The sequence below is a fragment of the Shewanella sp. MF08487 genome, from assembly GCF_050848685.1.
Classification (GTDB): Bacteria; Pseudomonadota; Gammaproteobacteria; order Enterobacterales; family Shewanellaceae; genus Shewanella; species Shewanella glacialipiscicola.
The window spans coordinates 60643-83474 of the sequence record NZ_JBOZPB010000015.1; the positions used below are offsets into that span (position 1 = coordinate 60643).

The window sequence follows — 22832 nt, forward strand, 5'->3', positions numbered from 1 at the left end:
TCGCCTTCATCCCTTATCTTTACTTTGGAGTTCTATTTGCCCGTTCATGCCCTGTCAGAAGACCTTAAGTCTCTCATCGACAAACTCATTCAATTAAAGCAAATCCCTGTGACAGAACAGGTCGTACAGCTATCTGTTGGTACAGTCGCTATGCCTTTAATTTCATGGCTGGCATCACAGTCCCAATTTCCACGTATTTACTGGCATGGGCGCGATAGAATTGAGGAAGTGTCGGCGATAGGATCGTGTAAAGATATTAAGTTTGAAACGGCAATCAGCGATCAGCAACTGGCCACTACCTATCAAGAGCAGCGCGCTTTATCAAGCAATCAAAATATTCGCTACTACGGCGGTGTCGCTTTTGATCGCACCATAGAATCTTGGCCTGAGTTTGGTAATAGTCGCTTTATCCTACCGCGTATTGAATTTAGGCGTAGTGGCAACCAATTTAGTTTGTTAGTGAATCTTAATTTTGCCGATAATGGTCATCATAGCGAAATAGATAACGCTATTGCAGCTATCGAAGCTGTGATGCCTGCAAAGCCACTTTCGCCACCCAAAAAAATCGCCCTTTTAGCACGCACAGATACGCCCGACTTTACACGCTGGAAAAACCTTGTTGAGGAAGTTATCGATCCGAAGTTCAATCAAAACACCCCAAAAGTGGTGTTATCTCGGTTAACTCAGCTTGCCGTTAACGAACCTGTCGATCCTTGGATGGTGCTTGCCTGCTGGCAAGGGCGTAATCCTAATAGCTTTCAATTTGGCTTTCAATTTAGCCCTGAGCGTACTTTTATCTCTTGCTCACCAGAGCGTTTATTTCGCCGTCGTCAACAAGAGTTATTTACCGAAGCCCTTGCCGGCACAACGATTCGCGGCTTAAGCCAAGAAGAGGATATTGCACTGGCAAACGCCTTATTAGAAGACAATAAAAATAGCGTTGAAAACCAACTTGTTCGCAGGCATATAGTCAACATGCTCACACCATTGAGCCGTTATGTCGGTGCCGATGAACTCGCCACTATTTTTAAACTCAATCATATTCAACACTTACACCGTGCAATTCATGCCGAGCTAAAAACAGGTGTCAATGATTTTGAACTGTTACAAGCCTTGCATCCAACCCCTGCGGTGGGCGGCTTGCCGCGGCATTCAGCATTGAACTTTATTCGTCAGCGTGAAGGTTATACTCGTGGCTGGTACGCTGGTGCCTGTGGCTATTTCAATAAATATGAGAGTGAATTTTCGGTAGCGATCCGCAGTGCGCTGATCGAATCGGGTCGGATTAACCTATTTGCGGGGGCGGGAATTATTGCAGGTTCAGAGCCCGAAGCTGAGTGGCAAGAGCTTGAAAATAAAATCGCGACCATAATGTCGATTCTATTCGAAATGTAATAAGCCTAGTAAACATTAAGACTATTCAGCGCCATCAGCCCTTCGTTTTTCAAGCGTTTCAAGGTAAAGCCTGTCCTGTTCACCCGAATCGATTAAGCGCTTATGTGCAAGGTCAAAATGTTGTTTCAACATCTGGCCTTTCTCGGTGTTAGCGAAAACAAAATAGGTTTCGGCCTTGAGTACACCTTGAATAATCACAAAATTTTGTGGCGCCTTTAATTTAGGAACAAACGTAAGTAAATTAGGTTTGTAATCTAGCACGGCATCTATACGTCCAGCATTTAAGCTATTGAGCATAGTCAACATATCGCTACTTTCTTCGTAATACATAGGCACAGGTGTCAGCATATTGTATCTGTAGGCCAGCATGGCCTGAACCTTCTTGTGGGATAGGCTTTCAATACCGGTCCAGCCTGCCGCCACCTCGGCAGTAACAGCCACATCGATAGAGTCCACTTCAACCATATTCTCTGTTAATAGCCCCTTTTTAATATCACCCTTATAAACGCTGAGCGTGATATCGGTACGATTGTGCTCAACAAGATATAAACTGCGGGCAAAAGGCATAAACTGTACATTGAGTTGCCATTCTGGCTCAGGGAAAATCCGCTGAAGTAACTCGAAGTAGTAACCCGTTTTATCAGGATTGGCAAAACCATCCCACGATGCAGTCGCCACATTGACCACTATCGGCTGAGCGGCAGAAACAGATACGGGTAACACAGCTAAAAATAAGCAAAAAGTAGCAAAAAGTAGCAAAAAATCGTCTCATGGCTATCCTCCTTCGACGTATTCAAAGTGTAGAAGAGTTTTCATTCTATGCGTACATTTAAACCGCAGGCTTGCATCTTAAAACTCGACCACTATAATGGCGACCCGATTTCGCCTCGCTGCGATCGGTAATGTTCGGTGATATTGTCGTAAACATAATAAATTGAAAATTAGCGGGTTCCCTCACCCCGCCCTACACAACTAAAAAGGCCACATATGTTAATGTTAACCACAGCGCAGCTTCGCCGCGCCTTATTCCTATTAGTAGGATTCCACATACTGATTATTTGCGTCAGCAACTACTTAGTACAATTGCCATTTCAGCTATTTGGTTACCACACAACTTGGGGCGCATTTAGCTTTCCATTCGTGTACTTAGCCACAGATCTCACTGTCCGTATTTTTGGCCAACAAGCCGCACGTAGCATCATACTCAAAGCTATGGTTCCCGCTTTGATGATTTCCTACGTGATGGGAGTCGTGTTCCATCAAGGTAGCTTCCAAGGTGCTGATTCACTTGCACAGTGGAATACCTTTGTGTTCCGAATTGCCTTTGCCAGCTTTGCGGCTTATTTGATTGGTCAGTTGATGGATATTAAGGTTTTTGCCCGCCTGCGAACGAGCCGCTCTTGGTGGGTCGCGCCTGCGGCATCGACCTTAGTGGGTAATCTGGTCGATACTTTAGTCTTTTTCAGTATCGCCTTTTACGCCTCTTCAGATAGCTTTATGGCAGCCAATTGGCCCGAAATCGCTACAGTCGATTACGGCTTTAAGCTGATCGTGAGCTTAGGCCTTTTCCTACCGGCATACGGTGTTTTGCTAAAAGTCTTACAAGACAAAATTTTGCGAGCCAATCCGCAAGAATCAATTTCCTGATTTGTAAAGATGTGCACTTTTTGCAATAAATAGCTTGCAAACACAATTGAGAATGATTATCGTTAACGTGCGTTCAAAAACTCATCTTTAACAACGATGACTGGTAATCGACGTTGTTATGGAGCTCCTGAGTTTGCAAGCACGACATTGCTCACACACACTCTTTGTGGCCGGACTCATCATCCGGCTTTTTTTTGCTTATTTTTCTGCACTACCAACGTCCAAATAATAGACTTCACAGCTGCACCACAAAATGACGGCAACGACCGAGCTAACAAGCCTGCTCTGCATTTAGAAACATGCTTACTCGCCAGACATCTCGTTATAATTACCTGCAAAGTATAATCCCTCATAGGGACTATTTTGCCGCTCTTCCTTCGCTTCGCGATATAGGCCCATAGTAAATAAACTCCCTTTACCTAAGGTTGAACTCACTTCTATGGTGCCGCCAATCCGCTTAATAATGCCGTAACTCAGTGAAAGCCCTAAACCAGTGCCATCCTTACGCGTGGTATAAAAAGGGTCGAAAATCCGCCCTAGCTGTTCTGGGGATATACCAACGCCTTCATCTTCGACTTCAATTTTGACGCCAATCGGCACACCCTGTTGCAGCCAGTCATAGGTTCGTATCCAAATTCGACCTTTACCATCCATCGCATGGGCAGCGTTTACCACCAAATTAATCAACACTTGTAATAACTGTGGTTTGTTAACTTGCACTGGGCAAGTTGCGTTTAGCTCAGTAATCAATACCACTGCTTGTTTCTGAATAGAATGCCGCACTAATACCAGCATTTCTTCAATGATCGAGGTCATGTTGTGCATTTCTAATGGTGCATTAAATTCGCCAGGGCGGCTGTACTGCAGCAAGCTGCGGATTATGGTTGTGATCCGTCCTACTTGCTGAATAACGAGATCAATTTCCTCTTTTACCACATCGGCATTGTCGCCCAGCTCATAACGCAGTAGCTCCATATTGCCGAGGATCACCGCCGTGGGGTTGTTAATCTCGTGGGCGATCCCCGCTGTCAACTCTCCGAGTGCGGTGAGTTTTTCATTAGTGACGAGCTGTTGGCGTGTTTCATTGAGTAATGCGACATTACTTTGTAGCTCTAAAGTTTTGTCATGCAAACTGCGGGTACGCTCTGCGACTTTTACCTCGAGCTGCTCTGCCGCTGCTTGAATTTGGGCATTTCGACTCTGCAAGAGGTCGAGCATGCTGTCGAATTGTTCGGCTAAATTCGACAACTCGTTATCCCTGTCTAAATCTAAAGCACCAATACGGATATTTCGACCTGACTGAACCGCTTGCACCACTTGGTGAATTCGTTCAATCGGTAACAATAAGCTATAAGCCCCACGATAAACTAATAGCCCAGACACTAAGAGCACCAGCATTAAAATGGTACCCAATTCGATAATATTTAATAAGTAATTATGGATAAAGGGTGATTCCGAAAATCCGGTATAGATCATACCAACACGCTGGCCGCGAACATCTTCTAAAGGGGCGTAGGCGGAAATAAACCAATCATTAAATACAAAGGCGCGGTTGATCCACTGCTCACCATTGACTAATACTTTTTCCTTCACTTCATCAGACACTAAGCTGCCAAGTGCACGTTCTGGCGCTTCTCCCTCATGGGCAGGAAACTTGAGCGGTACGTTAGTAGAAATGCGCACATCATCTAAAAAGATGGTGACTGTACCAATAGAGCGCTCGGGTAAAGTCCCTTTGTCGTAAACCAAATCACGAATATGATCGACAATCCAGGTATCGCGATTAAATAAGATCCCACCATCCAGATACCAAGCCACTTTACCTTCTAAGTCCGGCACGGGGAGCAGGCTGCGGCTTAATAGACCACGCTCCTCAACGGTTTGAGTCGTGCTCTGTGACCGCAAGGTTGCCACTATAGGAATACGCGCGGTTGGTGCTAATTCAGGATCAATACGCGCTAACCGTTCAGGCGGTAACACCATTAATCCAGAATACGGCAATAAGCCGTTTATTTTAGGCAAAATTTGCCGTAAATCAGGGTCTTCGGCGGCATCAGCAACACTGATCAAACGTAAATAATCGAGCTGAAGTTGTTTTTTTTGCAGCAGGAGAAATGCATCGATACTGGCTCGATGATTAATGGTTGCCTCTGTTACATTCGATTGTTCACTACTGAACTTTTCGGCACTCAATAGTGGCCTAAAATCATTTTGAAAAGCCCAAGAGGTGACCACTCGCTCAAGTTGATTCTCTTGACGAACCTGCACTTGCAACAAGGTGTTTTCGGCAACAGATAAGTCAGCTTTAACCATCATAAACAGCTGCTTACCTGTGTAACTGATGTTCCAGTAAATCGTAATAAATACTAAGCTCACTAGCGTCAGCAGGATAGGTAATAACGTCAGGATTAAGATCCGATAACGCACCTTGGCCTGCATTTGCTGCCAACTCACACCAAAAAAATGAGTGAAAAATGACACCCTATGACTCCTGCTCACTGCCAAAGTCAAACCACTCTTTATATTTGCGATCTAAGGTCTTACGCGATACCCCTAAATCCCTTGCCGCAGCGGACTTATTGCCAGAGTGTAAGTCCACCACACTGGTAACATGGTGTTTTTCGACTTCTTTTAATGGCCAATCCAGCGGATAGCCCGATGTAGATAACACTTCACTTTTTAGCTGTTGTTTCCAATATTCCGCAGGCGGTTTACCCAGTAAAATACAGCGTTCAATCATGTTGCGCAGTTCACGGATATTACCAGGCCATTCATGCTGCTGCAGTTTCACCATATCCTCATGGCTCCACACCACTTCCCTGACGCCAAGTTCAGCGGCCAGTTGGCGAGTGAAATGATGAGTTAACTCCACCACATCTTCGGGCCTGTCGCGTAATGGCGGAATTAAAATATCCAGCACATTGAGTCGATAATATAAATCTCGACGGAAATTACCCGCCTCCACCTCATCAATCAGAGTACGGTTAGTGGCCGCGATCACTCGCACATCGATATTAACTTCTTTCTCGCTACCCACGGGACGAATCGCTTTTTGCTCTAACACTCTAAGCAAAGCGGTTTGCATTTTCAGTGGCATTTCACCGATTTCATCGAGAAAAATCGTCCCTCCCGAGGCAAAACTAAATAAGCCTTCACGATTACCTTTCGCGCCCGTAAATGCCCCCGCAGTATGACCAAACAGTTCACTTTCCAATAGTTCAGAGGCGATAGAGCCACAGTTTACCGGGACAAAAGATCCCTGCCGTCCACTAAGTAAATGCAATTGTCGTGCGACTAGTTCTTTGCCCGTGCCAGATTCACCTTGAATAAGCACGACAGCATTGGTCGGCGCCACACGCTCGATAATGTATTTCACCGACTTCATGGCTTCACTGCTGCCAATAATGGTCGATGAATAACCAATTGACACCTCACGGCGCAGCATTAAGTTTTCGCGCTTAAGCAAACGACGCTCAATACAGCGATCGACTGCCGCCATCATCTGCTCAAGGTGGAAAGGTTTCATGATAAAGTCAGAGGCACCGGCGCGCAGTGCGGTAATGGCCACTTCCATATCGGCATAACCCGTCATAAAAATAATATCTGAACGACGGCCTTGCTCATCGAGTGCTTCATGCCATTCAATACCTGAGCGGCCGGGTAAGCGAATATCAACGATGAGCAAATCAAAATGGCAACGGCTGCGTAGCTGCTCCGCGTCTTCGATGCTGCCAGCCGTCTCAACTAAGGCGAATTTTTTCGATAACGCCTTATTTAAAAAACTGCGCATGCCGGGTTCATCATCAACAATGAGCACTGATACTGCCGATGGAAGGGGCTTGAGATTATTATCTGTCGGGTTCATATTGTCTGCTTCTGGACATTTTGACTCATTTGCGACCAATTCTATCATTGAAAAGAGATAAATAGGCCACTATGAACCACTGGAAGTGTGTGCTGAGACAATTTGTCTGTAAAATATTTAATCAGCTTGAGACTAAGCTCACAAATTAGCTTAGGCTGTGAAGAAAATGGTCGCATTATCAGCTTGGCATCTAATTTGCTTTGCAACCAAACGTATTACCATTTATGCGTTCTTCCTCTCAATAGGCATTTGAGTTGGAATCCTATTTTCCGCCAAGGAGTACCCATGTTAAAAATGAAATCATTACTGAGTTTGGTTATTGCAGTCAGCTTTTTCAGTGTTTTACCCGCTCACTCGACTGAAATTATCAAGTTAGCTACAACCACCAGCACGGAGAACTCAGGCCTACTAAAAGAACTATTACCTAAGTTTGAAAGTGAATCAGGTTATAAAGTCCAAGTTATCGCAACTGGCACAGGTAAAGCCCTAAAACTAGGTGAGCAAGGTGACGTAGATTTAGTGATGACCCATGCTCCTAGCGCCGAAGCTAAATTCGTTGCCGATGGTTTTGGTGTTGAGCCACGTGGCATCATGGAAAATGATTTCGTGGTACTTGGCCCTAAAAATGACCCTGCAAAAATTCGTGATAGCAAAACTGCCGAAGAAGCCTTTAGTAAAATTGCAAAATCAGGTGTGCCTTTTATCTCTCGTGGTGACAATTCAGGCACTCACATCAAAGAGTTAGAAGTATGGAAAGCAGCAAGTGTGACACCAGACTTCAAAGGTTACACTTCAGTAGGCCAAGGCATGGGTAAAACTCTGCTGATGGCAAACGAAATGCAAGGTTATACGCTATCTGACCGTGGTACTTTCGTCGCTTACAAAACTAAGCTAGATCTAGGCGTTGATTTTGATGGTGGCAAAACTTTAGCTAACCCATACCAAGTCGTGCTAATCAACTCTGCTAAATATCCAGATCTAAACCACAAAGGCGCTAAAGCGTTAAGTGACTGGTTGATCAGCAAAGAAGGTCAAAGCATGATCAATAACTTCAAAGTTGAAGGTGAGCAATTGTTCAAGGCAACTTATAGCGAATGAGCGACGGCTGGTTAGCACTGTTACAGCAGGCGTTAAGCCTGCTGTTTTCATTGGACCCCGACGTTTGGTCCATTATTTCGATCTCGTTTTCGGTTTCTTTCGCAGCCCTACTGATCACTTTAGTTCCTTCTATGGTGCTCGGCTTCGTGTTGGCGTTTGCGCCATTTTATGGCCGATGGGTCATTACTAACTTAGTCCAAACCCTGCAATCGATTCCTACAGTCGTTATTGGCTTACTGGTCTATCTATTACTCACACGTAATGGCCCATTGGGTGATTTAAAGTGGTTATTTACCCAAGAAGGTATGATCCTCGGGCAAATGTTGATTTGCGCGCCTGTATTAATCGCCTTGAGCCAAGCCGCATTTACCAGTGTAGACCGCAGAGCGTGGGAAACTTCACGTACCTTAGGTGCCTCTTGGTGTAGCGCGGTGTGGACCGTGTGCCGCGAATTGCGCATGCCGTTACTACTGGCGATTGTTGCGGCTTTTAGTCGAATTTTGACTGAAGTAGGCTGCTCTATGATGGTTGGCGGTAATATTTTAAACGTAACGCGTAATATCCCCACCGCCATTGCACTCGAAACCAGTAAAGGTGACTTCGCCCAAGCGATTGCCCTCGGACTCGTGCTGCTCATCTTAGCCTTGATCCTTAACTTTGCTTTAGGTAGTTTACGCGGCAAAGCGATGCCAAGGAGCCATTAAACGATGACTAAGGTGAAACTTATCGCCCGTGACTTAGAAATGTCCTTTGGTACGCGCCTGTTATTCAAATCCGATGCGTTAGCATTATGCCAAGGCGATGTGATTTATCTGCAAGGCGACAATGGCACCGGTAAATCAACCTTGATGAAGATTCTGGCAGGCCTAATGGCACCAACGAAGGGCCATATTGAGACGGTGGGTTTTGCTAAAAATGCCTGGTGGCGACGCAATCCTTTATTGGGTAAAGCGGTTTATCTACATCAACACCCTTATTTATTCGATGGCACTGTAGAATATAATCTTACCTATGGGCTAAATTTCAGTTCAGAAACTAAAGCCAAGGCAAAACAACGCATTACACAAGCGATTGAGATGGCGCAGCTAGGCTCGCTATTACATGCCAGAGCCAGTAATCTCTCCGGCGGTGAAAGACAGCGCCTCGCCATTGCGCGGGCTTGGATCCTACAACCTAAACTATTAATGCTTGATGAACCAACATCCAATATGGATAAGGATTCGCAAGAACTCGTATTAAAAATGATCCAACAACTCAAATACGAAGGTACCGGTATGTTACTGAGTAGCCATCAGAATTGCGCGTTAACCGCTATTTGTGAACAGCAGTGGCACATAGAAGGCGAACAAGTGATGACCACCTATCCACATTCTCAATCTTTGCCAGCACAGGAGCCCTTATATGTCATCGCAAATTGATGCCGTTATTCTCGCCGGTGGTATGGCACGTCGTATGGGCGGTGACGATAAGGGGCTCGTCGAATTAAACGGCGAAGCCATGATTAAACATGCCATTGATAGAATAAAACCTCAGGTTAAGGAGATCCTGATCAACGCAAATCGCAACCAAACACGTTATGCTGAGTTCGGTTTTAAAGTGATAAGCGATGAACACAGTGGTTTTCTTGGCCCCTTAGCAGGTATGATCGCTGCGATGGGCAAGACCGATGCCGATTACTTATTGGTAGTGCCCTGCGACTGCCCATTACTGCCACTCGACCTTGTGCCGCGTATGTTAGCCGCAATTGAAACTGAAGATGCTGAACTAGCCGTTGCCAGTGACGGTGAATATGAGCAACCTGTAGTGATGCTGCTAAAACCTAGCTTACGTGATTCGATGAAAGCCTTTCTTGAGGCGGGTGAGCGTAAAGTGGACTTTTGGTATATTAAGCATCACTTCGTTGTCGTGTCGTTCGCCGATCAACCCAATGCCTTTGTGAACGTGAATACGCCAGAACAAAAACAACGATTGGCCATAGAAATAACCAAAAGCTAAGGTTCCAACAACTCAAATTAGAGGTGCAAATGAGTAACCCCTTCGTCAATCCGCTCGCTATTCCCGTTCTCGGATTTTGTGCCTACAGTGGCACGGGGAAAACCACCTTACTCAAGCAGTTAATCCCTGAATTAAATCAGCGTGGTTTACGCTTAGCCGTGATTAAACATGCGCACCATAATTTTGATGTGGATATTCCCGGCAAAGATAGCTACGAAATGCGTAAAGCCGGCGCGCGGCAAATGCTAGTTGCCTCCCATGTACGCTGGGCGCTGATGACTGAAGATGCCCGCGATGGCGATCCTGAGTTAGTCCATTTGCTCAAGCAAATCGAAGCTGACAAAGTCGATATCGTGTTGGTCGAAGGCTTTAAAAAACTCGCATTACCTAAAATTGAATTGCACCGCGCCGCCCACGGCAAACCTTTTATTTATACCCAAGATGAAAACATCCTCGCCATCGCCCGTTGCGATGATACTCAATTGCCAAGCGACACACTTCCTAGTGAGCTGCGCCGGCTCGATCTCAACAATGTCAGCCAGATTGCCGATTTTGTGATGGAGTACGCCAAAAACTGGGAAGCGCCACCCCAATACCCCATTTCAGCCGTGGATACCTGCGCCATAGGCGACAATAAAAACCTCAGCGTCAGCCAAGGTTTAGCGCAAATTTTATCCCATGTTTCCCCCGTGGCAGAGATTGAAGAACTGGAGTTAGATACCTTAGATAACCGTGTTCTTGCCCACGACTGTATTTCGCCCATCGACGTGCCGCAACAAACTAATTCAGCGATGGATGGCTACGCGTTTGTCTATCAAGATCCCATGCCAGCCAACTTAAAGCGGGTAGGTGAAGTCCTTGCTGGTCATCAATACTCAAACACGCTTAACGTTGGCGAAACCGTGCGGATTATGACCGGAGCCACAGTGCCTGCTGGCGCAGATACCGTGCAGCCCCGTGAGCTAGCCACTGAAATCGACGGCATAGTTAGCTTCGACGGCCGTATTCTGGCGGGTCAACACGTTCGCCTCGCGGGGGAAGATATCGCTCAAGGCCAAGTCGCCCTCGCCAAAGCCACTCGCCTAAGCGCCGCAGAACAAGGTTTACTGGCTTCACTTGGGCTTAATCGCGTGAGTGTATATCGTCGTCCAACCGTGGCTGTATTCTCCACCGGCGATGAAGTGAGCCAACCAGGCGAAACGCTAAAAGCCAACTGCATCTATGACTCAAATCGCTTTACCATTAAAGCCATGGCAAAACGCCTAGGTTGTGAGGTCATCGATTTAGGTATTATTGAAGATTCTGAAATCGCTCTCGAAGCAACGCTAGCCAAAGCGGCAACCCTAGCCGATGTCGTCATCAGCTCGGGTGGTGTATCCGTCGGTGATGCGGATTACATTAAAACTGTGCTTGCTCGCCTTGGTAATATCGATTTCTGGCGTATTAACATGCGTCCAGGTCGACCACTCGCCTTTGGTAAGGTGGGTGATTGCCTGTTCTTCGGTTTGCCGGGTAATCCTGTCGCAGTCATGGTGTCTTTCCTGCAATTTGTACAACCCGCTCTGCGTAAATTAGCGGGTGAAGTAAACTGGCAAGCGCCATTATTCCCTGCAATCAGTGATGAAATGCTGCGAAGCCGCCATGGCCGCACCGAATTTATTCGCGGTATTTATCAGCTTGGTAAAGATGGACGTCTACACGTCAGCAGCACGGGCAATCAAGGTTCAGGAATGTTGAGCTCAATGGTCAAAGGGAATTGTCTCATCATCATAGGTGATGATGTAGAAGCCGTGAACGCAGGTGAAACGGTGTTTATTCAGCCCTTTGCGGAACTACTTTAAGATCTAGTGAGTTTTTTATGAGTCTAATTGTGGATTCTTTTGGCCGTAAGGTTGAATACTTACGGCTCTCAATCACCGACCGCTGCGATTTTCGCTGCGTTTATTGCATGACGGAGGAACCTTGCTTTCTGCCAAAAGAGCAAGTTCTCCACCTCGAAGAATTAGCTTGGATTGCACAAGCCTTTACCGAACTCGGTGTCACTAAAATTCGTCTGACTGGCGGCGAACCCTTAGTTCGCACCGATTGCGACCAGCTGGTTAGCCTACTTGGTAGGCTACCAGGGCTTACGGATTTGTCCATGACCACCAATGGTTCAAGACTGACAAAATTTGCTAAGCCCATGTTCGATGCTGGATTAAATCGCCTTAATATCAGCCTAGATACCTTAAATCCCACACTGTTTACCCAATTAACTCGTAACGGCAAACTAGACAGAGTCATCGACGGCATTGATGCGGCCATTGCCACAGGCTTTAAGCGCATTAAGATTAATGCGGTGATTTTGAAACAACAAAATGACAATGAAATAATTGATTTAGTAGATTTCTGTCGTGATCGCGACTTGGATATCGCTTTTATCGAAGAAATGCCGCTTGGCGAAATAGATGAGCGCAAACGTGCCCGTCACTGCAATAGTGACGAAGTAAAAGCGATGATTGAAGCTCACTATCCATTGCAGCTATCGAGCAAACGTACCGGTGGCCCCGCACGTTATTACACTATGGCCGACAGCTCAATCCATATCGGTTTTATCTCGCCCCACAGCCACAACTTCTGCCACGAGTGCAATCGCGTACGCGTCACTGTCGAAGGCCAATTACTACTGTGTTTAGGTAATGAGCATGCTGTTGATCTCAAAAGCATAGTACGTGAGTTTCCGGCTGATATTGAAAGGCTAAAGGCCGCTATTCTCGCAGGGATCAACCTTAAGCCTAAACAGCATGACTTCGATAACAACAAAGTACAAATCCTACGTTTTATGAACGTAACTGGTGGTTAACCATCGCCACTCAATAGTTTACAGGGCTAGCATCTCAATTTGGCCGTGATAAACTCAAGTTATCATTCCATATTTAGCAGCACACATCCCTATGGCCTTAACTCGTAAACAATGGAATAACATCATCATTATCGCCTGCGTCTTTATGGTCGCGGTACTAACTTTTATTGATAAAAAAACCAATAATGTTCCGAGTGATGCCCAGTTGTTATTTGACGATAATGCACCGCTCGCACAGCTACAACTCGATGGACTATGGCTACATAAGCAAGTATCAGAATGGCGCTGCGATACTAAAGTGCTTAATTGCGATGAATGGGCCAAAGCATGGCAAACCATACGAGTATCGCCCTTAGCTGCTGCACCAGAAACCACTGATGCCCCTCAAGAATTAGTGATACAGATTGCTGATATCAATGATTTTCAACTGTGGATCTATTTTCCCAAGGAAGGCGCCCTAAAATCTCCTGCAGGTAATTGGTACTTAGTGCCACCGAGCTTACGAGCTACACTGCAACCTATTCTCGATGCGAAACCCGCAGCGTAATATCGCCTTCTTTTACTTAAGATAAGACAGAACCCATGCCGGAATTACCAGAAGTTGAAGTTACCCGTCAAGGTATTGCGCCATTCCTTGTCGAGCAAACCGTGGTTGATCTTGTGATCCGTAATGGTTCACTGCGTTGGCCTGTACCTGAAATCGCCAAGCAGATTATTGGTCAAGTCATACGCCAAGTGCGCCGTCGTGCTAAGTATCTATTAATTGATACCGATGCAGGCACCAGCATAGTGCATTTGGGTATGTCGGGGAGTTTACGAATTTTGCCCCACGATACCCCAGTAGAAAAGCATGATCATATCGATTTAGTGCTCGCCAACGGCCGCATTTTACGTTTTAACGATCCAAGACGTTTCGGTGCTTGGCTATGGTGTGAACTCCCAGAAGAAGCCCACCCATTACTCGCTAAATTGGGACCAGAGCCATTAACGAATGCCTTCAATGTCAAACAATTAGCAGCCGCTTTAGCGGGCAAGAAAAAGGCCATCAAGCTTTGCCTAATGGACAATCATATCGTGGTGGGTGTCGGCAATATTTACGCCAATGAAGCCCTGTTTGCGGCGGGTATTCACCCAGAAGCCGAAGCGGGTAAAATAGATATTGAACGCTTGAGTGTACTAGTCGCCGAAGTGAAACAAATCTTAGCCCACGCCATTAAACAGGGGGGCACCACACTGAAAGATTTTACTAATGCCGATGGCAAACCGGGCTACTTTGCCCAAAAACTGCATGTCTATGGTCGCGGCGGTAAAACCTGCACCTGCTGCGGTAATCTATTAAGTGAAATCCGCTTAGGCCAACGCAGCACAGTATTTTGCGGCATTTGCCAAACACGTTAACGCAACCTCAAGACAAAGCGGATAAAAAAGCCTGCAATAATGCAGGCTTCTTTAATCGTGAATGCTAGAACCGATACTCGAAACTGCTAAAGAATGTGGCATTGGTATCATTGTCTTCTACCTCAAATTCTGATTTAGACACAGTCCCACCTAAGCTCCACATACCCTTCCACAGCGGCATCCGATAGGAAAGTTCAAGCATTAACAAGTCTTCTTTAAGAGGTTGTGGTGCCCAAGTTGTCGCTACGTTTGAACCATCTTTATTCAGCTGCGCATAACGTAATAATGAGGTAAACCCACGACTATTAGTCAGTTGCCCCACCAATCCGACGACAAATACTTGCGCATCACTGTCATAGGTTGAGCCTAAAGCGCGGTCATAATAACGAGAGCCACTGAGATAGACAGGATCTTCATAGAAGCAATTTGCACTATCACCATCACACTTGACATAAGTGTCTGAGTACTCAATAAAAAACTTAAACTGTTTAGCCGTTGTGCCAAAATGAGTATCGATGCCCCAAAGTGAACCGCAGTCGCTGCCATTCTCGCAGCTACGCTCTAGGTATAAGCCAACAGGAATATTGCCCAATGTGTCGGCATAGCGCATATCGATACTTTGAGTTCTGTGGCCTGCATCTCGGCGCTGATCTGGCGCGCAATTATCAGCACCATCAATACACACTGGGCTACTCGTCACCGAGTCCCACCAAGAGTCAAAGTTACAATCTTGGCCTTCACCACAAAACAGCGTTGACCAAGATAGGCCGATTTCCAGCTGTTTAATCGGTCTGGCGCTTAAACGCATATCCCACTCAGCCGTTTTTGGCACAGCGCGATCAGCCTCCATCAGGCTAAATCCGCTTTTAAATGTCCAGGGGCCAATCCAAGATAACCATGGCGTTTCAAAAGCAGATGCATTATTGCGACTCAAGGTCAGCGACGGCATAGAGCGCGCATTGTTAGAGCGGTGCAACGCAGAATCAAATCCGGGTCCCCACCATTGCTCGACGGAGCCTAGGGTTGCAATCCAGTTACCAAAAATAATCGCAAAGTAGGATTCATCAAGACGAAATTCTTCGCTATCCTGAGGATCATAGGTTTCTGCCACGGTCGTTTTATAGGCGATACGTGAACCTAAATACTCATACGAGCCCAGCACTTCGCCTTTTTCACGATAGTCAGAGCCATAATGTCGAAAGCGAGCAGGATCAGATGTGGCCGTCACTTTTATACGCGCATTACCGTGATTATCCACGGCATTTTGATAGTAAAAATTTACTCGCGCAAAGGCTTGCACTAAAGAGGATGAAAGCAACTCAGGTTCAACTTTCGATAAATCACCACCGATACCTGACCACATCAAAGGATACGTATTTACAGGTACAGTAATGACGCCCGCATCGGCAAGCGCTTGAATATCCGTTCTAAGATAGATATCAGAAGCATCGACCCAAGGCGCAGCAGCAAGTACAGAAGAAAAAAACAGTCCCGTGGCCACGCTAATCGCGAGCAGTGTTGGAGTGAAAACAGCCTTCATAACATCCTTTTAGGTATCATCGCGAGGTCAAACTCGCCTCAAAGTTAACACAAAATACTGACAAAAAAGTGGATAAGACTTACGGTTTCGTCAGTTTAAGCTTTGCGGTTAATGCCATCGCCACTTCAGGGTGAACAAACTGCCTTACATCGCCACCATGTAAAGCGACTTCCTTTACTAGGGTTGACGAGATAAAAGAGTTTTCCTCAGCGGGAGTTAAAAACACACTTTCTAGATTGGGGCTCAGCCTACGATTCATATTCGCTAACTGAAATTCATATTCAAAGTCAGAGGCTGTACGTAAACCACGCACCAGCACGCTCGCATTTTGCTTTTTAGCAAAATCAACCAGCAGGCCAGAAAAGCCAACCACTTCAACATTATCCAAGTGAGCCGTGACACGATTAACCATTTCAACCCGTTCTTCTAGGGTAAATCTTGGTTGCTTAGAAGGATTGGCTGCAATACCAATAATCACATGCTTGAATAACTTAGCTGCCCGCTCGATTAAATCGGCATGCCCATTAGTGATTGGGTCAAATGTCCCCGGATAAATCGCTCTTGTGTGCATAGTAAAAGTATATTCCCACTTTTATCAATTCAATAAGGGTATAAAGCATCCCGTTACTACATCATAAAACAGCTTTACAACTACAAAAGACTAACCTTGCCAATGATTAATTAACCTTAAAAATCAAATAGGTAAGTAATAAAGCTAACGATGATACTGGCGCGTATTATATACTAGATTCAATTTAGATATCTGGCGATCATAATTCAAAGAGCAATAATTGAAAAATGACTTTCAGCAGAACCAGTAAATAGATGTCGGCCGGACTCAACAATAAAATATAATTTAGCTAAAAATCAATAATTTATACCTTTGTGAGATATATAAGATGGATTCATCTTCACAGGCGGAGTCAATTGATTAGAAATGCTGGCTGAACGCCACGCAAACATCATAAAATTTATAAATAAATCATCACCAGATAAACCGATCCCGTTTTAAGGTTAACGCTTAGCATCATGAACCATTAAGTGTTTGCTATAATTTTTGTATAAAGGTATTCAAATGATAGACAGTTCTCTTAAAGTAAAACTTCACGCTCATGGGTGGTTGATACTTTTTAATTCACTCATCGCGATGATGATTGCTAGCCGCTATTTTACTTTTCTACCTGAACTACCAAGCGATAGTCTCGGGATTTTTTTCATGTTTGCCAGTACTTTTTCACAAATGAGCCTACTCGCGGGGATTGTGGGATTAGTAACACTGCCACTCATTTTCTTACCAACGACATTAAGACGATTCCTTCAATCAGGAACAGCCGCTTTAGGTATTAGCATATTAATCATTGACACTTTTGTCTTTGCTCAATATCGCTTTCATATTAATGCAGTGGTACTCGATTTAATTCTTTCTGGCCAAATCGTTAGTTTTCCATTGCTAACTTGGTTAATGGTCGTTATTGGAGTGGGCTCCCTATGGATTGGTGAATGGCTAATTATTCGTCGGTTAGACGCGACTCCTCTACAACAAAAATCATTGAGCCGCTATTTTTTAGCCTTAGCGATTATGACGCTGCTATCAACCCATATTGTACATATTTGGGCCGCAGCGAATGCATACCAACCGGTCACTCAGTTAAAACGCTATTTGCCACTGTTCTATCCAGCAACGGCAAACAGCTTAATGCGTAAATATGGGTATATTAACGAATCAGCTATAGCCCAACAAAAAGCCCTTACCTTAAAGAGTAAAAGCGATCTGCGCTACCCAATCGAACCGCTGAATGTTGCACCGATATCAAAACCCACTAACATATTATTGCTGGTGATTGATTCTTGGCGTGCAGATACCTTTAATGCGGATAATACGCCCAACCTATGGGAAATAGCACAATCTGGGGTCGTATTTGACCAGCATATCGCCTCTGGAAACTCAACAAGGGCAGGCATTTTTGGTCTTTTTTATGGCATGCCGGGTACTTATTGGCATGCCATGCTCGCAAACCAACAAAGCCCGCTAATAATAGATAGATTGCAGCAACTCAATTACCAGATGGGTATTTTTACTTCGGCACAATTACACAAGCCAGAGTTTGATCAAACTGTATTTGTAAAGATTGATAACTTACGTATGAGTTCCTCTGGTGAAAGCCCATCATCACGGGATGCCAATCTTGTTGCAGATTGGACAACATGGTTTACGCAACGCGATACTCAAAGGCCTGTCTTTTCATTTTTGTTTTTTGATTCACCCCACGGTTATGATTTCCCCAGTGATTACCCTCATCGCTATGAACCTATGCTGAGTGAAATTAACTACTTACAGTTAGATAATGACTCAGACCCACAACCGTTCCTAAATCGCTACAAAACCAGTGTTCATTATGTTGATAGTTTAGCTAAACAGGTATTACAAACGCTGAAGTCATCTGGTGAACTTGATAACACGCTAGTAATTATCACCGGGGATCATGGCCAAGAAATAAATGACAATAAATTAAATTATTGGGGTCACAACAGTAATTATACTGACGCTCAAGTAAAAGTGCCGTTTGCGATAATGGCACCTAACATGAACGTTGAAATGGTATCAAAAAATAGCAATAAGCTTACAAGCCACCAAGATTTAGTCCCCACGTTAATGGAAAACTATCTGGGCGTAAAAAGTCCGATTAACCATTACTCTGTAGGCGAAAATCTTTTATCTGAAATACCAGAACGCCCTTGGACCATTTCCTCGGATTATAACGGCTTTGCCATAATCGCTAACGAATCAATTTTAGAGGTGGGTGCCGGAGGCCAATATGAACTGTTGGATAAAACAAATCGACCACTAAAAGATCAACAACCGAATTTTGACTATTTACAACAAGCGCTGGAACAATTAAGTCGTTTCAATCGATAGAAATACAGAGCCATGAGTTAGCTAAAAAAAACGCTGTTGACCTATCATCGAAAAATGATAGGTCAACAGCGGGCTAACATGATTGAAACTAGCGTGAATTTATTAATAGCAAGCACACTTGAAGATGCCGATTACGCTTTGGGAGCGAGCATAGACTTAATAAATATTAACGATTATTTTCAAGTAACCATAAGCCTACGTATTTATTAAAGCTCACCTGCGCATAGGTCATAGCAACAATAAAACCCACACTGCCGTCGAGAAAGCCACGCCGTAAAAAGTAAATATGAAAAAATGTCCACATTCCCCTTAGTAAAGCTAGGGTTAGTCCGTGGGATTTTTTACCTTTACGAAAGTATTTCTGCGAGCCAAGCCAAGCATATTGCGCCGCTTTATTCAGCCCATGACCATAATCACGATGGGTATAATGCAATAACAGTCCTTTTAGCTTACCGATATTGCCGGCCGCAGGGATTACAGTCTCATGGACTTCATCAAGGGTATAGCGTGCGCCATCACGTTTAAATAAACGTAAAACCGCCCGAGCACTGCGCCCATGCTTTAGGGTTTTGCCATACAAGGTCACTCCCCATGGTAAACAAAAAGCAGACTCTTTAATGTCTTCCTGCGACAACAGAGCAATGAGAGCATTTCGCATCGTCTCATCAAGCGCTTCGTCTGCATCAATGGACAGCACCCAATCACAACTCGTTTGCTCTAGAGCTCTCTGCTTTTGTTTACCAAAACCAGGCCAATCAGTAACAGTGACTTTATCGGTATATTTCTGGCATATCGCCAGAGTATTGTCTGTCGAACCGCTGTCGAGCACGATAATTTCATCGGCAATATCCGCAACCGATATCAGGCAGCGCTCCACACGATCCTCTTCATTTTTGGTAATTAACATGACAGACAACGAGTGTTTTTTCACTTTTTTACTCCAATAATATTAGCAACTTGCTCGGCTACTACCGCCAGCACTTTAATTTCCAATAGCCTAATTTTCGGCGTAACTTAAGCATACGTACCAAATTATATGGCTTACGCACTCTTTCCCTATCAGGGTTATCAATGAGCGCATTAGTTGCAGCTAAGACTCTTTCACTGGATTTACCATCATTATATGGATGCATTTGTTGGCAAAATGCTTCAATACTTACCATCAGCTTTGGTGGGTAAGTTAATGCATGCGCTATGGTTGATTCCACTTGATCTTCAGTATCTACATTTAGTAAATGAGCTGCATTGGTTCGATTTCTAAAAGTCACAACGGGTTTCTTTAATAAGAGAAATATATTTAAAATTGAAGAAGTATCACACAGCATAACATCTGCCGCTTGAAGCAAGGGGATCACATTATCAGTCTCAACAAAGGTTAAATGATCACTAACAATACCTTTGTATTGATTAACTATTTCACTTGGCATTTTAGGGTGGAATTGAACAAGAATACGCCAATTCCCTTTCGCGGCAAGACGACTGATAAGGGTAAATAAGTGGGGTGCACAGCTTAACTTTTGTGAAAAAGTCGAACACATCAGTAAAGTTTTACGCGTATCGGATGGAACGATATAAGGGTTATTAACTGCTGGCGTAAACAACGGATCGAGCATAGGCCAACCCGTTTCTTTCACCGTAAAATACTTATGCTTTGCCGCTAACACTTCGAATCTTTGAGTGGTATTAGGACCTTGAGTACAGTACAAATCAAAACAGTCACGGATTTCGAAATGATCTTCACGACCTTTACGATTAATTTTACCCGCATTAAAGCCATGAAATACTGCTACTTTAATACCTGGAATAAAGTTTGGCACCACATTACCAGGAACAAACACCGCATCGGGTTTCCACGCATTTATCGCATCAATACTGAACAAACGCTGCTCATCTACTTTTAAGAATGTAGAGTTAACCTCATTACCCTCTAAAAACCAACAAACCTCACCACCCTGAGCGCGGATCACAGCTTGAAGTGGGCGTAATATCGCATAAGAATAGTTTTGTGATATATAAAAGAGATAATGTTTTTTGTTCATATTAATTCATCTTAATGTGCAATAAGGCATCAATATTTTTATTAGCTTTGTAAATTATGACTACTCTCGAACTTAGTCTTAAATTTAAAATACTCTGCATTTTTAATTGGGAAGCTTTCAATTAAAGCACGTTGAATTTCTTTAAGTTTTTCAGGGCTCACTTTATAGTTTTCTTTAATTTTTTTAAGATCATCATTCAAAAAACTACGATGATTTAAATTTATTATCTCGTGCTCACTTAAATTAAATGCTGAGTAATAGTCATCAAACTTATAATCACCAACTCCGGTCTCTTTTGTCGTCATTCTGACGTTAGGTATTCCTAACGAATCCGCTGCTATAAGCGCATGCATTGCACTTGCGATTACATTTTCGCACTCTGCAAGTTGTAGCATAAAGGCTAATGGATCTTGAGAGATATCGATTACGGTTGCATTTTCAACGACGACATTTTTAAGTAATGGATGGTCCTTATCCTTATAATGGGCCACAATACCAAGTGCATATTTTTTAGGAACGTGGCTAGTATCAAAAATACAAGACGCTAATAAACCAGGGTCGCCGATCGCTACTTTATTTGAAATGTTAACGTGATCTAGTTGCTGTAAAACACTTAATGTTCTATGACCCCTTACCGCAAATACATCTAAGTGCCTAAATAAAGATTTATTCGTTTTTGGTGGGTTCATAAATCCAGATCCCCAAACAACGGCAGATGAATTAAACGGACGACGTAACAAACTTATAGGCGCCCAAGCTAAAAACCTTTGTAATAGGCTCCCTACTCCAACAACATCACATCCTTTAGCATCACAGCCTGTTACATCAAGGCCAGCTATCTTTTCAAAAAGACTAGCACTCAATAAATCACCAAAATTTTTAAAGCTGTTAAAATAATATAATTTCACACGTTTCATTATAGATGTACTGCTCATCTCGAGCTCCTTTATGGTTTATCGAGAGTTAAAATGTATTATTTATTAAAAAATAGAATAGTTAATAAACATATGATCTAATTAATTTTATTTGTTATTTGAGTAGTTTAAATCCGCGACTACCAACTCAAACTTCTCAATGACGGCTTCAACACTAATCAAAGCCATCAGCTGATCGCCTTTTGCGCGAGTGCCCCACTTTACGGCTGCGGTATGTTGCGCATTGATGGCTTCATCATAAGCGCTCACCACATATTGCTGCGATAAATAAGGACCCGTTCGACTAGGGTTTGAATGGGCATATAAACCAATCACTGGCGTACCTTGGGTAACAGCCATATGCGCAGGCCCAGTATCAGGTGCAAGCACTAGGCTTGCACGTTTTAGCAACGCTAATAATTGAGTTAAACTCGTTTTACCCACTAAGTTATCAATTTTAGAGTGGCAAGCTTGCAAAATTTGCTCGGCCAAATTCTTTTCAAGCACCGTTGGCCCACCACAAAGTATTACCCTAAATCCTTTGGAAATTGCATGACTCGCGACAGCAGCATAACGCTCTGGCAACCAGTTTCGTTCCGCCTTGCTAGCCGCAGCACATATGATCAAGACTTTTTCATTATCTTTAATCTGCGTTTGGGCAAACTCAGTATCTGCTATCGGGACTGGAATATGCCATTGGAGAGTAAGATCCTTAACACCAATCGCTTTAGCAAATCCCATAAAACCTTCAAGCACATGGGGTTTAGCTAAAGGTTCAACCCTATGATTTGTCACTAACCACTGGCCTTCTTTAGCACGAGCGCGATCGAAACCTATGCGTATTTTAGCTGAAATAGCTAATGATGCTAACGTTGCACGCAGCGCAACTTGCATGTGCAGCAATACATCAAAACACCGTCCTCTTAACGCTTTACGTAAATTAAAATAGCTACGCCAGCCTTGAGACTTATCGAAAATAACAAACTCGATATGGGGTAAATGCTTCAATAATTGATATTCAAGTTTACCGATAACCCAAGTGATTTTGAGCTCGGGATATTGTCGCTGTATTGCCTGCACCATCGCCACGGCGTGGCATACATCACCGATAGCTGAAAGTCGGAGCAAACAAAGTGAATTCATAGTATTAGGATTTAAACTCATTGGGATTAAAGCTAATCG

20 protein-coding genes are annotated in these 22832 nt (G+C 44.0%); 11 read left to right on the forward strand and 9 right to left on the reverse strand.

What is annotated here, in order from left to right; translation table 11 throughout:
- Positions 1–36 precede the first annotated feature (36 nt).
- Positions 37–1395 carry an isochorismate synthase gene (locus tag ACRN9H_RS11765; RefSeq protein WP_432313875.1) on the forward strand — a complete coding sequence of 453 codons (1359 nt, stop codon included), beginning with the start codon at positions 37–39 and terminating at the stop codon, positions 1393–1395.
- A 21-nt stretch (positions 1396–1416) separates the two neighbouring features.
- Here ACRN9H_RS11765 and ACRN9H_RS11770 read toward each other — a convergent pair whose 3' ends face one another.
- Complete coding sequence (locus ACRN9H_RS11770; RefSeq protein WP_432313877.1) at positions 1417–2154, reverse strand: ABC transporter substrate-binding protein; 738 nt, start codon at positions 2152–2154, stop codon at positions 1417–1419.
- A gap of 228 nt (positions 2155–2382) precedes the next feature.
- Between ACRN9H_RS11770 and ACRN9H_RS11775 the strand changes: the two genes are divergently transcribed.
- Positions 2383–3042, forward strand: a complete 660-nt coding sequence (locus tag ACRN9H_RS11775; protein WP_432313879.1) for a 7-cyano-7-deazaguanine/7-aminomethyl-7-deazaguanine transporter — start codon at positions 2383–2385, stop codon at positions 3040–3042.
- Positions 3043–3345: 303 nt separating this feature from the next.
- Here ACRN9H_RS11775 and ACRN9H_RS11780 read toward each other — a convergent pair whose 3' ends face one another.
- Both ACRN9H_RS11780 and ACRN9H_RS11785 read right to left on the reverse strand, forming a co-directional pair.
- A complete protein-coding gene (locus tag ACRN9H_RS11780) occupies positions 3346–5523 on the reverse strand; it encodes a sensor histidine kinase (RefSeq protein ID WP_432313881.1) in 2178 nt (725 codons plus the stop codon).
- Between the two features lies 1 nt (position 5524).
- Positions 5525–6907, reverse strand: a complete 1383-nt coding sequence (locus ACRN9H_RS11785; RefSeq protein WP_246611739.1) for a sigma-54-dependent transcriptional regulator — start codon at positions 6905–6907, stop codon at positions 5525–5527.
- 285 nt (positions 6908–7192) lie between these two features.
- On the opposite strand from ACRN9H_RS11785, the gene ACRN9H_RS11790 reads away from it, so the two are divergent.
- From ACRN9H_RS11790 to mutM, 8 genes are all read left to right on the forward strand, one after another.
- Positions 7193–8005, forward strand: a complete 813-nt coding sequence (locus ACRN9H_RS11790; RefSeq protein ID WP_432313883.1) for a substrate-binding domain-containing protein — start codon at positions 7193–7195, stop codon at positions 8003–8005.
- Entirely contained in the window at positions 8002–8709 is a 708-nt protein-coding gene (locus ACRN9H_RS11795) for an ABC transporter permease (RefSeq protein WP_220773201.1), read from the forward strand. The genes ACRN9H_RS11790 and ACRN9H_RS11795 overlap by 4 nt, the downstream gene beginning before the upstream one ends.
- Positions 8710–8712: 3 nt before the next feature.
- On the forward strand, positions 8713–9423 hold the full coding sequence (locus tag ACRN9H_RS11800; protein WP_432313885.1) for an ABC transporter ATP-binding protein: 711 nt from the start codon (positions 8713–8715) through the stop codon (positions 9421–9423).
- Positions 9407–10000, forward strand: coding sequence for a molybdenum cofactor guanylyltransferase MobA (gene mobA / locus ACRN9H_RS11805; protein WP_432306396.1), 594 nt, complete (start codon positions 9407–9409; stop codon positions 9998–10000). The genes ACRN9H_RS11800 and mobA overlap by 17 nt, the downstream gene beginning before the upstream one ends.
- Before the next feature lie 29 nt (positions 10001–10029).
- On the forward strand, positions 10030–11841 hold the full coding sequence (locus tag ACRN9H_RS11810) for a bifunctional molybdopterin-guanine dinucleotide biosynthesis adaptor protein MobB/molybdopterin molybdotransferase MoeA (RefSeq protein WP_432313887.1): 1812 nt from the start codon (positions 10030–10032) through the stop codon (positions 11839–11841).
- A 17-nt stretch (positions 11842–11858) separates the two neighbouring features.
- Positions 11859–12842, forward strand: a complete 984-nt coding sequence (moaA, locus tag ACRN9H_RS11815; RefSeq protein ID WP_432313889.1) for a GTP 3',8-cyclase MoaA — start codon at positions 11859–11861, stop codon at positions 12840–12842.
- 91 nt (positions 12843–12933) lie between these two features.
- On the forward strand, positions 12934–13389 hold the full coding sequence (locus tag ACRN9H_RS11820; protein ID WP_432313891.1) for a hypothetical protein: 456 nt from the start codon (positions 12934–12936) through the stop codon (positions 13387–13389).
- 35 nt (positions 13390–13424) lie between these two features.
- Positions 13425–14240 carry a bifunctional DNA-formamidopyrimidine glycosylase/DNA-(apurinic or apyrimidinic site) lyase gene (gene mutM, locus ACRN9H_RS11825; protein ID WP_432313893.1) on the forward strand — a complete coding sequence of 272 codons (816 nt, stop codon included), beginning with the start codon at positions 13425–13427 and terminating at the stop codon, positions 14238–14240.
- Positions 14241–14304: 64 nt separating this feature from the next.
- Here the strand turns inward: mutM and ACRN9H_RS11830 are convergent, their stop codons facing one another.
- Entirely contained in the window at positions 14305–15780 is a 1476-nt protein-coding gene (locus tag ACRN9H_RS11830; protein ID WP_432313895.1) for a capsule assembly Wzi family protein, read from the reverse strand.
- 79 nt (positions 15781–15859) lie between these two features.
- The gene (coaD, locus tag ACRN9H_RS11835) at positions 15860–16351 is read right to left on the reverse strand and encodes a pantetheine-phosphate adenylyltransferase (RefSeq protein ID WP_432313896.1); all 492 of its coding nucleotides are present in this window, start codon (positions 16349–16351) and stop codon (positions 15860–15862) included.
- A gap of 504 nt (positions 16352–16855) precedes the next feature.
- On the opposite strand from coaD, the gene ACRN9H_RS11840 reads away from it, so the two are divergent.
- Positions 16856–18697, forward strand: a complete 1842-nt coding sequence (locus ACRN9H_RS11840; RefSeq protein ID WP_432313897.1) for a DUF3413 domain-containing protein — start codon at positions 16856–16858, stop codon at positions 18695–18697.
- 166 nt (positions 18698–18863) lie between these two features.
- On the opposite strand, the gene ACRN9H_RS11845 is transcribed toward ACRN9H_RS11840, so the two are convergent.
- From ACRN9H_RS11845 to ACRN9H_RS11860, 4 genes are all read right to left on the reverse strand, one after another.
- Positions 18864–19628 carry a glycosyltransferase family 2 protein gene (locus ACRN9H_RS11845; RefSeq protein ID WP_432313899.1) on the reverse strand — a complete coding sequence of 255 codons (765 nt, stop codon included), beginning with the start codon at positions 19626–19628 and terminating at the stop codon, positions 18864–18866.
- Between the two features lie 37 nt (positions 19629–19665).
- Positions 19666–20736, reverse strand: coding sequence for a CDP-glycerol glycerophosphotransferase family protein (locus ACRN9H_RS11850; RefSeq protein ID WP_432313901.1), 1071 nt, complete (start codon positions 20734–20736; stop codon positions 19666–19668).
- 41 nt (positions 20737–20777) lie between these two features.
- On the reverse strand, positions 20778–21671 hold the full coding sequence (locus ACRN9H_RS11855) for a polysaccharide pyruvyl transferase family protein (RefSeq protein ID WP_432313903.1): 894 nt from the start codon (positions 21669–21671) through the stop codon (positions 20778–20780).
- Between the two features lie 87 nt (positions 21672–21758).
- On the reverse strand, positions 21759–22814 hold the full coding sequence (locus tag ACRN9H_RS11860) for a glycosyltransferase family 9 protein (RefSeq protein ID WP_432313905.1): 1056 nt from the start codon (positions 22812–22814) through the stop codon (positions 21759–21761).
- Positions 22815–22832 lie beyond the last annotated feature (18 nt).

What these genes read in the sequence shown, in the direction of transcription:
- ACRN9H_RS11775 (WP_432313879.1), top strand. Translation starts at nt 2,383, where the DNA reads ATGTTAATGTTAACCACAGCGCAGCTTCGCCGCGCCTTATTCCTATTA.
- ACRN9H_RS11785 (WP_246611739.1), bottom strand. Translation starts at nt 6,907, where the DNA reads ATGAACCCGACAGATAATAATCTCAAGCCCCTTCCATCGGCAGTATCA.
- ACRN9H_RS11790 (WP_432313883.1), top strand. Translation starts at nt 7,193, where the DNA reads ATGTTAAAAATGAAATCATTACTGAGTTTGGTTATTGCAGTCAGCTTT.
- ACRN9H_RS11795 (WP_220773201.1), top strand. Translation starts at nt 8,002, where the DNA reads ATGAGCGACGGCTGGTTAGCACTGTTACAGCAGGCGTTAAGCCTGCTG.
- ACRN9H_RS11800 (WP_432313885.1), top strand. Translation starts at nt 8,713, where the DNA reads ATGACTAAGGTGAAACTTATCGCCCGTGACTTAGAAATGTCCTTTGGT.
- mobA (WP_432306396.1), top strand. Translation starts at nt 9,407, where the DNA reads ATGTCATCGCAAATTGATGCCGTTATTCTCGCCGGTGGTATGGCACGT.
- ACRN9H_RS11810 (WP_432313887.1), top strand. Translation starts at nt 10,030, where the DNA reads ATGAGTAACCCCTTCGTCAATCCGCTCGCTATTCCCGTTCTCGGATTT.
- moaA (WP_432313889.1), top strand. Translation starts at nt 11,859, where the DNA reads ATGAGTCTAATTGTGGATTCTTTTGGCCGTAAGGTTGAATACTTACGG.
- ACRN9H_RS11820 (WP_432313891.1), top strand. Translation starts at nt 12,934, where the DNA reads ATGGCCTTAACTCGTAAACAATGGAATAACATCATCATTATCGCCTGC.
- mutM (WP_432313893.1), top strand. Translation starts at nt 13,425, where the DNA reads ATGCCGGAATTACCAGAAGTTGAAGTTACCCGTCAAGGTATTGCGCCA.
- ACRN9H_RS11830 (WP_432313895.1), bottom strand. Translation starts at nt 15,780, where the DNA reads ATGAAGGCTGTTTTCACTCCAACACTGCTCGCGATTAGCGTGGCCACG.
- coaD (WP_432313896.1), bottom strand. Translation starts at nt 16,351, where the DNA reads ATGCACACAAGAGCGATTTATCCGGGGACATTTGACCCAATCACTAAT.
- ACRN9H_RS11840 (WP_432313897.1), top strand. Translation starts at nt 16,856, where the DNA reads ATGATAGACAGTTCTCTTAAAGTAAAACTTCACGCTCATGGGTGGTTG.
- ACRN9H_RS11850 (WP_432313901.1), bottom strand. Translation starts at nt 20,736, where the DNA reads ATGAACAAAAAACATTATCTCTTTTATATATCACAAAACTATTCTTAT.
- ACRN9H_RS11855 (WP_432313903.1), bottom strand. Translation starts at nt 21,671, where the DNA reads ATGAGCAGTACATCTATAATGAAACGTGTGAAATTATATTATTTTAAC.
- ACRN9H_RS11860 (WP_432313905.1), bottom strand. Translation starts at nt 22,814, where the DNA reads ATGAGTTTAAATCCTAATACTATGAATTCACTTTGTTTGCTCCGACTT.